Here is a 10,522-nt window from a genome sequence, read left to right on the forward strand (position 1 = left end):
CTTTACTATCACCATTAGAGTCTTTATGCCGATAACATCTAAATACAGCGACGACAAAGTTGAAGCGATTCTATCAGAAGTAGCTGCAGTGTTAGACAAACACGGTGCGGGTCCGGAATTGTCTTTGATGATTGCAGGAAATATCGCTACCAATGTCTTAAATCAAAACGTTAATGCTTCACAACGCAAAGCACTTGCTGAAAAATTTGCACAGGCACTGTTGTCTTCTATTGAAGAAAACACTCACTAGAAAAATAAACGGACAATAGAACAGTACATGGTAGATAACGGAAATACATACGGCGAGCGCGTATCGCGTTTAGTGGGTTGGGGGCACTGGTTTGCCTTTTTCAACATCATAGCGGCCATGTTAATTGGCACCCGTTATATCACTCAGTCCCCTTGGCCCGACACCCTTTTAGGACAATTCTATCTGGCCATTTCTTGGGTGGGGCATTTCGGTTTCCTCGTTTTTGCACTTTATTTACTGGTTCTGTTTCCGCTTACCTTCCTGATACCGTCGCGTAAGCTGTTTCGCTTAGTGGCGGTTTGTTTTGCTACCGTCGGTTTGACGGTGCTACTGATTGATACTCAAGCCTATCAGAAGATTAACCTTCACCTTACTCCCGTCGTCTGGGAGGTGCTATTTAATGATGAAGGCAGTACGATCAGTATTGATTTGCAACATTTATTTGTCGTTCTACCATTAATTTTTTTGCTACAGCTTGCTTTATCTGAATGGGTATGGCGCAAACAACGTCGGCTTTCGCACAAACATGTCGGCCGCCCAATTGCGGCATTATTCTTTATCAGTTTTATTACCAGTCATCTAGTTTACGTCTGGGCTGATGCCTATTTCTATAATCCAATTACTGCTCAGAAGGCCAACTTCCCGCTTTCCTATCCTATGACCGCGAAGTCCTTTATGGAGCGTCACGGTTTGCTTGACAGAGAAGAGTATCTTCAGCGCCTAAAAGAAAGTGAGGCTAGCGCACATTTGGTCCGCTACCCGCTTGAAAAGCTTGAGTTTAACCGTCGTGCCAATCCACTGAATATATTGGTAGTCAGTGTTAATAACCTACGCGGCGATGTGCTGACAAATGAGCTTATGCCAAACACATCAGAGTTTGCCTCACAGAACCTGAACTTTGTTAACCACTACAGCTCAAGCAACGATACCTTCGGTGTCTTTGGCCTGTTTTACGGTTTGCCAAGTAGTTATGTCAGTAGCATTAAAACCCAAGGTTCTCGACCTATTTTGCTTGATACTCTATTGGATAAGGATTACAACTTTGGTTTGTTCAGTGGGGACAACTTTGACGATAACCTATACGGTGAGACCGTATTCCGTGGTTTGAATTTTACTGGTATTGCTTTCAATGACAGTACCTCGCCCGATACTCAAGCTATTAATGCTTGGGCAACATGGGTCTCTCAACAAAAACAGCAACCTTGGTTTAGTTTTATTGAGCTGACGACGGTTGATAACTTTAGTGCCTATGACGACTCAGGGAACAACAAGTCCACATTGCAAACCTTGATACAAGGCTACCACACGTCGGTTAACAACGCCGATGAAGAATTGGGTGTGCTTTATGAGAAGATTAAAGAACTAGGCATTAGTGACTCAACCGTTGTTGTTATCACATCCAATCACGGCACCGAATTCAACGAAACTAAGACCAATAGCTGGGGTTCAAACAGTAATTACAGCCAGTACCAACTTGCAGTGCCGATGATCATACATTGGCCAGGCAAAGTGGCTGGTCAATACGATCACCGTACCAGTCACCTCGATTTATCGGTCACACTGCTTCAGGACCTACTGGGAGTCTCCTCTAACCCATCAGATTTCAGCAGCGGTCAGAACTTGTTTGATGAACGCTCGAGAAAGTGGATTCTTGCCGGTGGTACAAGAGAATTGGCGCTTATCACCAACAAGAACACCACAGTGATCGATAAGTTTGGTAACTATAAATTGTATGACAGTAGCTACCAACGCCTACACGACGAAAACCCAACATTACCAGTTTTAATGCAGGGTCTAACAGAGCTGCAACGTTTTTATGTAAAAAGTAACTAAATCATACTCTTAGTGATTGACCTGCTCGTAAATTAAGGGTAGATTATCGGCATCGGACTGTAGCGCAGCTTGGTAGCGCACCGTCATGGGGTGTCGGGGGTCGCAAGTTCAAATCTTGTCAGTCCGACCATTACACCTAAAAAAAGAGAGCTCCGGCTCTCTTTTTTGCTTTTCTCGTACTACAAACCGTTACTGGCTCCACTTCTCAGCAGTTCAATAGTCAAAGCAGTGCCTACAAATGATTTATATTGCCATTGGAAGAGTCGTAAAGGTAACGATAGGAGCCTTGTATTCAATAAGGTCATTGAACTGCGACGGTATTGCTCCTTTAACTGCAAGATAGCTAACTCAACAGGTTTGATATCAATACTATCAATTAGCCAGATTTTCGTAAAACCAGCGTAAATGTCATCCCACGTCTTACATTATTTACTCCTGACAGCCTTCCCTGCATGTCGCGAACATTGTTCGCCGCAATGGCTAATCCAAGCCCTAGCCCTTCACCGATTTTTTTGCTGGTGTAGAAAGGCTCAAACATACGGCCAAGATTAGCTTGTTCTACACCACAACCGTTGTCTATGATCCTCACTTCTATTTCATCTGATACAGATTCCACCTCAATTTGTAACCGCGGAAAGTCGGTCTCTGTCATCGAGTCCAAGGCATTCCCAACCAAGTTGCCAAGCACATGGCGAAGCCTAGCCTCTTCACCATAAACAAACAGCTCCCGAGTCTCTAATTGAAGTTCCAAATCCACCTTGTCCAAACGCATTTGATGAACTTGTAGGACTTCATCCAAAGCTTCATTGAGTGACACCGGCTGAGGAGATTCAAGTCGTTGAAAGGCGAAAGACTTGAGTTGACGCGTCATCGACGCCATACGCTCAAACAACGTCATTGCCAACGACATGTTATCTTTAAGTAGCTGTGTTTGCCCCCTCTCGAGCAATAATTGGTTACTTGAGAATAGCGTCCTAAGCCCAGTAAGAGGCTGATTGAGTTCATGTACAATAGCGCTGGACATTCTCCCAAGCGCCACCATTTTGCTCGACTCGATCAATTCTTGTTGAGCATTGTCGAGTGCTTTCGTCCTTTCTTCAACGCGCGCCTGCAACCTCTGGTTTGACTGCTTTAACGCCATTTCAGCACGTTTTCGTTTACTAATATCAATCACAGTGCACAGGTAGTAACCTCTTTCATGCCAAGGTAAGGCACTCAGAGAGATCATCACGGGAAAGCAGCTTCCATCACTGCGCTGCCCAAGAATCTCAACTTCCGTCATTTCAGCCAAATACGCGTGCTGATCAAAGTTTTTCAGTAGTTCTAACGCCGGCGAATCGGAACCACTGCTTGTAAAAAGCTGCCAGAGTTTGATTTGGCGCGTCATCGACTCTGAAAGGCTAAAATACTTCTTCGCCATTGGGTTAATGTCTTGGATATCACCACTTTCATCGATCAGTATTAACCCAACATGGGTTTTGCTCAGCATCACATTCAACCTTTTCTCAGAGGCTTCCACCAGCTTTTGCATGCGCTGCTGGCTACGCACTTTCTGATGTCGCTGATACCTTATTACCATGAGCAACGTGATGATTACTCCCCCCACTATTATGCTCGCGCTTATCCAATGCGCACTACGTAACATCGATTGCAAGGGAGTGAGATACACCAATCTCCAGTTGAGATCATCTAAGACAACAGACTGGACTAAATACTTTTGCTCCTTTACCTGCCAGGTTTCGATGCGCGTACCGTCATATAGTCGGTGGTACTCGATCATCGCCCCACTGTCGAAGTGCTGATAAAACCAAGTAGATGAAAAAAGAGGGTTGCTGGAGAGAAAAAACTGACTATTAGGGTGGTGTGCTAAAATTGCTTCACCCTGTGAAAACCATTGGTCGATAAGAAGAGTCAGGTCGACTTGAACGGCGACAATACCGATGATTGTCACACCATCGTAGAGAGGTGAAGCAATAAAATAATCTGAGCTCTCTGGGCTGGTGGTCACATGAGACACAACCCCACGATGCTGCTGAATTTTTGCTGCAATCGCTTTGGCGCTGTGTGACGACATTCGCCGAGATCGAACACTAGAAATCTTTAGTCCCCCCCTATCAGTAAGCACATACCAACCTTTGGTATTAGCCGCTTTGTCCAATTGAATCAGTTGCTGCTGAATCTGTTGGTAATACTGATGCTCACCGCGTAAAAAACGCACACTCGCTTGATCTTTGGTGATCAAAAAAGGCAAGTAGTCAAAACGGCGCAATGTTCGGCGAACTTCTTCGATGTAGCCGAGAAAACGCTCTTCCGCATGACGCTGTTTACTCTCAAGTTTCCACTGTTTAACCACTTCTTGACTCACGATCTGAATCAACCCTATCAGCAACAGTGTAACGGCAAACAAGCCATATCGTTGTGGGACTGCCATTGCAGTGTCATCCTTTATCACTTATTGGGGCCACACATATTAGATTTTGATGACTTGTACTGCTTGGTTTTAAAAGGGATATACTAGTTGCATAAAGTGAGAGCTAGCTCATGCTAACTTGAGGTCACTTTTAAAAACGTGATGGAAAAAGACAACGGCGTAGATATGCAACAAACAACTAAACACCCTATCGTGCTGATCGAGGACGATCCCATCGTTCGTCAGACGACAGCACAATGGCTTCAACTGGCTGGCTTTGAACTCACCACCTTTGACAATGGTACGGCGGCACTCGCCGCCATTACTCAACACGAATTCATGGCAATCATCAGTGATGTTCGCTTACCTGGCATCGACGGCTTAGAGTTGCTACAGCAAGTGAAGCAGCAAGCTCCTGATATTCCAGTGATCCTGATCACTGGACATGGTGATGTCGACATGGCAGTCAACGCTCTGCAACAGGGCGCTTACGATTTTATCGAAAAACCGTTCGAACCTGAGCGCTTAGCACAGACCGTCAACCAAGCCATCCAACCCTATATCGAATCCCAAAAGTGGCGGTCACGGCAGACCTACCTACAAAGCCTTGAAGGCATAGAACAGATATTGATAGGACGTAGTCAGGTAATGTGTGAACTGCGTGAACAGGTGCAGAAAATCGCCAGCATTGATACCAACGTCATTATTTATGGTGATACAGGGTGCGGAAAAGAATTGGTCGCTTACTGTCTGCATCATTTCAGCCCCCGACAACCGCACCCATTCGTCCCACTTAATTGCGGTGCAATACCGGATACCCTATTTGAAAGTGAGTTGTTTGGTCACGAAGCTGGTGCTTTTACCGGGGCTGCCAAGCGGCGCATCGGCAAGATAGAGTTTGCTGACAAAGGCACTTTATTTCTGGATGAAATTGAAAGCTTACCTTTGGCAATGCAAGTTAAGCTGTTGCGCGCGCTGCAAGAAAATACCGTCGAACGCGTGGGCAGTAACCATGCTAAAGCGGTTAACTTACGCGTGATCTCCGCTGCTAAATGTGACTTGCTAAACCACTCTGAATTTCGCCCAGATCTGTTTTACCGTTTGAATATCGCCCAGCTTTATTTACCCGCTTTGAAAGACCGCGAGGAAGACGCTTTACTGCTGTTTGAACATTTTACTCAGGAAGCTAATACCAACACCCGACGTCCCAGCCCTGCTGACCAACAAATGTTGCTCAGCTACCCTTGGCCAGGCAATGTTCGTCAGCTACGCAATGTCGCGATTCGTTTTGCACTGGATGATTCTCTAACCGTTGGAGACATTCTCTCATGCCGTCCACAAACGACCACAGCTGGCATCAAGCAAGGTTTACCGCTCGCCGTTCAGATGCAAAGCTTCGAAAGAAAAATTCTCCACGAAGCGTTAAAGCGCCATCAGGGACGCATCAATGATGTGCTGGAAGAGCTCGATTTACCCAGACGAACTCTCAACCAAAAGATGGTCAAATATGCCCTAAACCGAAGTGACTATACGCCCTCATAGTGTGTTCGCAGCCGATAGGCAAAAATTGGCTTATCTCAATGTGCTGCATATCAGCGGCTAAGTAACCGTGGGCTGGTTGTTTAGCCACTGACATCTCATTGGTTACCCTCTCCCGTTGATAGGCAATTTTTTGCTTATGGCAATCCCCCTTAATAAGCAATTAAATGCTTATAATTCACTAAATTTAACAAAAAAACCTTTAATAACAATTAGTTAAATTTTGGCATTTTGCTTGCTCTAGGTAAGTTTTCCGCTTTAAGTACACCACATGATACGGAGCATCATCATGACGTTAAAAAACATCTTCACCACCACTGTACTCACACTAAGTGCATTGGCGTTTACCCAATCAACGCTTGCTAGCGAGCGCAGTTACATCCTTGCTACCGCTTCAACCGGTGGCACTTTCTACCCAGTAGGCGTAGCACTGGCAACACTAAGTAAGGTGAAACTCGCTCCCAAACAACACTTTTCATTGGCTGCTATCAGTTCAGCAGGCTCGGGAGAAAACATTAAGCTTCTTAATGACAATCAGGCACAGTTTGCGATTTTGCAAGGGTTGTATGGCGCTTGGGCTTGGCAGGGCGCAGGACCATATAAAAGCAGCCAGACTCAACTGCGGTCAGTGTCCATGCTATGGCAAAACGTAGAGCATTTTATTGTCCGTTCAGATATCGCGCAGACAGGGACCATAAGCGATCTTGAAAAACTACAAGGCAAAAAGTTTTCTATCGGTAAAAAAAGCTCAGGGACAGAGAATTCAGGGCGTCAGATCATGCAAAGTCTGGCCATCAATCCAGAAGAGTTCAAACTTGCCTTTATGGGTTATGGCGGTAGCGCCAGCGCACTGCAAAACGGCACCATTGATGGTATGAATACACCCGCGGGTGTACCTGTCGGCGCAGTCACTCAAGCATTTGCAGCGCTTGGCAATGACATTCAAATCCTGTCTTTCACTGATGAACAAATTAAACAAGCAAACCGAGAATATGACATCTGGACCAAGTATGAGATACCAGCCAACACCTATCCGAGCTTAGATAAACCCATCACGACAATTGCACAACCAAACTTTCTCGCCGTGCGTGACGATATCCCTGAAGAAGACGTTTATCAACTAACGAAAACAATCTACGAGAATTTGCCTTTCCTGCAGGGTATTCACAAGGCAACTAAGGCGATGGCGTTAGAAAAGAGCACCTCCGGACTGCCTGTTCCCCTACACCCTGGAGCGGCCCGTTACTACCGAGAAATGGGTATTGAGATCCCTGCGGAATTGATCGCGCGTTAAGCCGCCCCAACCTGCACCAATGGAGTTTGTTATGAAGGATCCACTTCAACAAGAACTGCAAAAGTTTGCCCTGCCGACACGTGATGATTTTCCATTAGTTGGCAAAGTCATCACTACACTCGGTGCGATTCTCTCTTTATTGCACGTCTGGTTTAATACCGTCGCAACTCTACCAGAATTATGGATTTCAGCCATTCACTTTGCTGGTTTCGCCATCATATGTGCACTCTGGTATCCAGCGCATGGGCGCTTTAAGCGAAGTCGCGCAGCTCTTGGCGTCGATATTGGGCTTGTCATCGCCATCCTCGCTTGTGTGATTTATCTCCCGTTTGCTGAAGATGCCCTCTATGAACGTGGCATGAGCTTTACTGCCAGCGACTGGTTGTTTTCCATCCTAGCTATCGCTATCGTCATAGAGCTCATACGCCGCACCATGGGCTGGTTCATTCCGCTACTCATCCTTGTCTGTCTTAGTTATGTCGTACTGTGGGGGAAATGGACAACGGGTTTATTCCACTTCCCTGGATTGAGTTTTGAGACCCTGCTTTTTCGCAGCTTTTATTCATCAGAGGGGATGTTCGGCCCCATTTCTCGCATAAGCTGGACATTTGTCTTCATGTTCATTTTATTTGGTGCCTTTCTGGTCCGATCGGGCGTGGGCGACTACATCCTTGCCGTAGCGAAAGCGGCGGCTGGAAAAGTGATCGGTGGACCAGGGTTTATTGCCGTCATTGGCTCAGGTTTAATGGGTTCAGTATCGGGGTCAAGTGTCGCCAATACCGTTTCCACGGGCGTTATCAGCATCCCTCTGATGCAAAAAGCAGGCTTTCCGCCGCGATTCGCCGCTGGTGTTGAGGCCGCCGCATCAACCGGAGGACAGCTGATGCCACCGGTAATGGGGGCCGGTGCATTTATCATGGCCTCTTACACACAAATCCCCTATGTCGACATCATATTGGTCTCCCTCCTACCAGCATTGATCTATTTTCTGTCTGTCGCTTTCTTTGTGCGGATTGAAGCCAAACGCAGCGGCGTACAAAAGGAATCGGCAGGTGGCGAATCATTACTCCGCGTCTTGGCCTCTGGTTGGCACAACCTGATTCCGTTAGCAGTATTGGTGACGCTACTGGTACAAGGATTCACGCCAACTTATGCCGCTGGATTATCCATTTTGTCTGTTGTTGCCGCGTCGTGGTTTTCAAAACATCACAAAGTGGGTCCTAGTGCTATTTACGAGGCATTAGCGCAAGGGGCAAAAAACATGGCAACGACAGCGGTGCTTTTAGTCGGCATTGGGTTAGTGGTGAATGTCATCAGTACTACAGGCATTGGCAACACCTTCTCACTGATGATCCATCACTGGGCTAACGGACAACTGCTGCTGATGCTGCTGTTTGTTGCTCTGGCCTCTTTGATTCTGGGTATGGGTTTGCCTGTCACTGCTTCCTACATTGTGCTCGGCACACTTTCTGCCCCAGCGCTATACGAATTACTGGCCGAAAAACAACTACTCGACCTGATGATGGCAGGCCAACTGCCCCAAGAAGCCAACTCTATCTTTATGCTCATCACACCTGATCAACTCAACACACTAGCCGCCCCTATGTCACTGGAAACGGCTCAACAACTGCTCTCCCAAGTTCCAGCTGATTTTATGCAGACACTACTTGAGCAAAGCTTGGGGCTCGAAACCGTCAGTTTAGCTTTACTGTCCGCTCATCTGATCATTTTCTGGTTATCGCAAGATAGCAATGTCACGCCACCGGTATGTTTAACCGCCTTTGCCGCTGCAACCATTGCCCGCACGCCACCAATGCGAACCGGCTTTACAGCGTGGAAAATCGCCAAGGGCTTATATTTGGTCCCTCTGCTTATTGCCTACAGTGGCATCATCAGTTGGGATACGATGTCAGTACTTGAGGCCGGGTTGTTCGCCATTTTAGGCACTTATGCATTTGTTGGAGCCATGGAAGGCTATCTGGAAGGAAAAGTCCATCTGCTCATGCGGCTTTTACTCATCGTGATAGGCTGTGCTCTGGTTTGGCCTGAAATTCCGATGAGTGTGCGCTTAGCTTGTTGTGGGATATTGATTGGTTTCGTGTGGTACAGCAGAAAGCATGATCAGTCTATGCCGAACCAACAACCTATTTCCTCTAGCTGACAGTACGGCTAACTAAACAGGGCTTAACTTCTTTGCGCTGTGGTGATCACAGCGCTTTGTTACTCTCGGCGAACCACTTTTCTACCATTCTCAACCGAATAACTCTCTGTTTATTCATTAGATTTGGTCTAAAAACACGCACTTGGTCTAGTTTTCCGCTTCAAACGCTCACAATTAAAGCAATCAGTAAAATTAGGGGTTTACAAGAAAAACCAACCTCTATATTATTCGCCTCAACAACGGAGAGATGGCTGAGTGGTTGAAAGCACCGGTCTTGAAAACCGGCATACGTTAATAGCGTATCTAGGGTTCAAATCCCTATCTCTCCGCCACATTCAGTAAAAAAGCCGCTAAGCAATTAGCGGCTTTTTTCATATCTGGGTGCACTTGATCAAGTAAGATTGACTGAAACAACGCACTGCTCCCAACCAGCCCTTACTGCCCCACCTTTGTTTGACCAAACACCTTAAATTTCGACCTTCGTTTTGCGCCAAAACCTCCCTGTGAGCTAGGAACTTCATACAAACCACTGTCGCAATACGCTAACAGTTAGCCAATCGTAATCTCATCCATTCTTGCCCTGAAGTTTGCTCGTTACAATACTCAAACAAAACACATCGACACCTGCTCTGGTGTGGTGATTTCAGTACGTATTAAGCTCAAGTGGCTGGAGGCAACACAGATTGGGGGTAAAACACGCCTTGGGAAAGTGTTAACCATGAAGAGTAATATACTGCTTTTATTAGAATTATTTACATATAACGTTACATGGAGGCCTGCCAATAAAATAACTTAGAATAAATCACCAATAATTAACTCTTTACCTACAACTTACGCGCCTACACTCCCTCTCAACTTTCGGCAGAGGGCATGGACATGGAGCGTAAACCACCCGACCCGTTTAAAACAAAAAGACCTCACATGAGGGCCGGCTACAAGCCGATTATTGAACAAAAACCAGCTGGCCCAATGCCAACCATTTCTCAACCCGAAGAGAAGGAGCCAGCCTTTAACCGCAGCGCTGTAGATGAATAT

6 protein-coding genes and 2 tRNA genes are annotated in these 10,522 nt (G+C 46.2%); 7 read left to right on the forward strand and 1 reads right to left on the reverse strand.

Features of this window, described 5'->3' with window-relative positions; genetic code table 11:
• The first annotated feature begins 25 nt into the window (after nucleotides 1-25).
• The 3 genes from OH455_RS03205 (at nucleotide 26) to OH455_RS03215 (ending at nucleotide 2,213) form a co-directional block, all read left to right on the forward strand.
• The gene (locus OH455_RS03205; protein ID WP_006962962.1) at nucleotides 26-250 is read left to right on the forward strand and encodes a YejL family protein; all 225 of its coding nucleotides are present in this window, start codon (nucleotides 26-28) and stop codon (nucleotides 248-250) included.
• A 27-nt stretch (nucleotides 251-277) separates the two neighbouring features.
• Nucleotides 278-2,083: a DUF3413 domain-containing protein gene (locus tag OH455_RS03210; protein WP_045976711.1), complete on the forward strand. Its 1,806-nt coding sequence runs from the start codon at nucleotides 278-280 to the stop codon at nucleotides 2,081-2,083.
• Between the two features lie 53 nt (nucleotides 2,084-2,136).
• Nucleotides 2,137-2,213, forward strand: a tRNA-Pro gene (locus tag OH455_RS03215).
• A 246-nt stretch (nucleotides 2,214-2,459) separates the two neighbouring features.
• Here OH455_RS03215 and OH455_RS03220 read toward each other — a convergent pair.
• Nucleotides 2,460-4,514, reverse strand: coding sequence for a PAS domain-containing sensor histidine kinase (locus OH455_RS03220; RefSeq protein ID WP_269980320.1), 2,055 nt, complete (start codon nucleotides 4,512-4,514; stop codon nucleotides 2,460-2,462).
• A gap of 165 nt (nucleotides 4,515-4,679) precedes the next feature.
• Here OH455_RS03220 and OH455_RS03225 point away from each other — a divergent pair, with 165 nt between their 5' ends.
• The 4 genes from OH455_RS03225 (at nucleotide 4,680) to OH455_RS03240 (ending at nucleotide 9,819) form a co-directional block, all read left to right on the forward strand.
• Nucleotides 4,680-6,035, forward strand: coding sequence for a sigma-54-dependent transcriptional regulator (locus tag OH455_RS03225; protein WP_269980321.1), 1,356 nt, complete (start codon nucleotides 4,680-4,682; stop codon nucleotides 6,033-6,035).
• Nucleotides 6,036-6,321: 286 nt separating this feature from the next.
• Nucleotides 6,322-7,326, forward strand: coding sequence for a TAXI family TRAP transporter solute-binding subunit (locus OH455_RS03230; protein WP_269980322.1), 1,005 nt, complete (start codon nucleotides 6,322-6,324; stop codon nucleotides 7,324-7,326).
• 31 nt (nucleotides 7,327-7,357) lie between these two features.
• A complete protein-coding gene (locus OH455_RS03235; RefSeq protein ID WP_269980323.1) occupies nucleotides 7,358-9,487 on the forward strand; it encodes a TRAP transporter permease in 2,130 nt (709 codons plus the stop codon).
• A gap of 241 nt (nucleotides 9,488-9,728) precedes the next feature.
• Nucleotides 9,729-9,819, forward strand: a tRNA-Ser gene (locus OH455_RS03240).
• Nucleotides 9,820-10,522: the final 703 nt, after the last annotated feature.

The organism is Vibrio sp. T11.5, from assembly GCF_027587155.1.
Lineage (GTDB): Bacteria > Pseudomonadota > Gammaproteobacteria > Enterobacterales > Vibrionaceae > Vibrio > Vibrio neptunius.

Bases quoted from the DNA above. Each gene is read 5' to 3' on its own strand.
- OH455_RS03220 (WP_269980320.1), bottom strand. From the start codon at position 4,514: ATGGCAGTCCCACAACGATATGGCTTGTTTGCCGTTACACTGTTGCTG.
- OH455_RS03230 (WP_269980322.1), top strand. From the start codon at position 6,322: ATGACGTTAAAAAACATCTTCACCACCACTGTACTCACACTAAGTGCA.
- OH455_RS03205 (WP_006962962.1), top strand. From the start codon at position 26: ATGCCGATAACATCTAAATACAGCGACGACAAAGTTGAAGCGATTCTA.
- OH455_RS03225 (WP_269980321.1), top strand. From the start codon at position 4,680: ATGCAACAAACAACTAAACACCCTATCGTGCTGATCGAGGACGATCCC.
- OH455_RS03235 (WP_269980323.1), top strand. From the start codon at position 7,358: ATGAAGGATCCACTTCAACAAGAACTGCAAAAGTTTGCCCTGCCGACA.
- OH455_RS03210 (WP_045976711.1), top strand. From the start codon at position 278: ATGGTAGATAACGGAAATACATACGGCGAGCGCGTATCGCGTTTAGTG.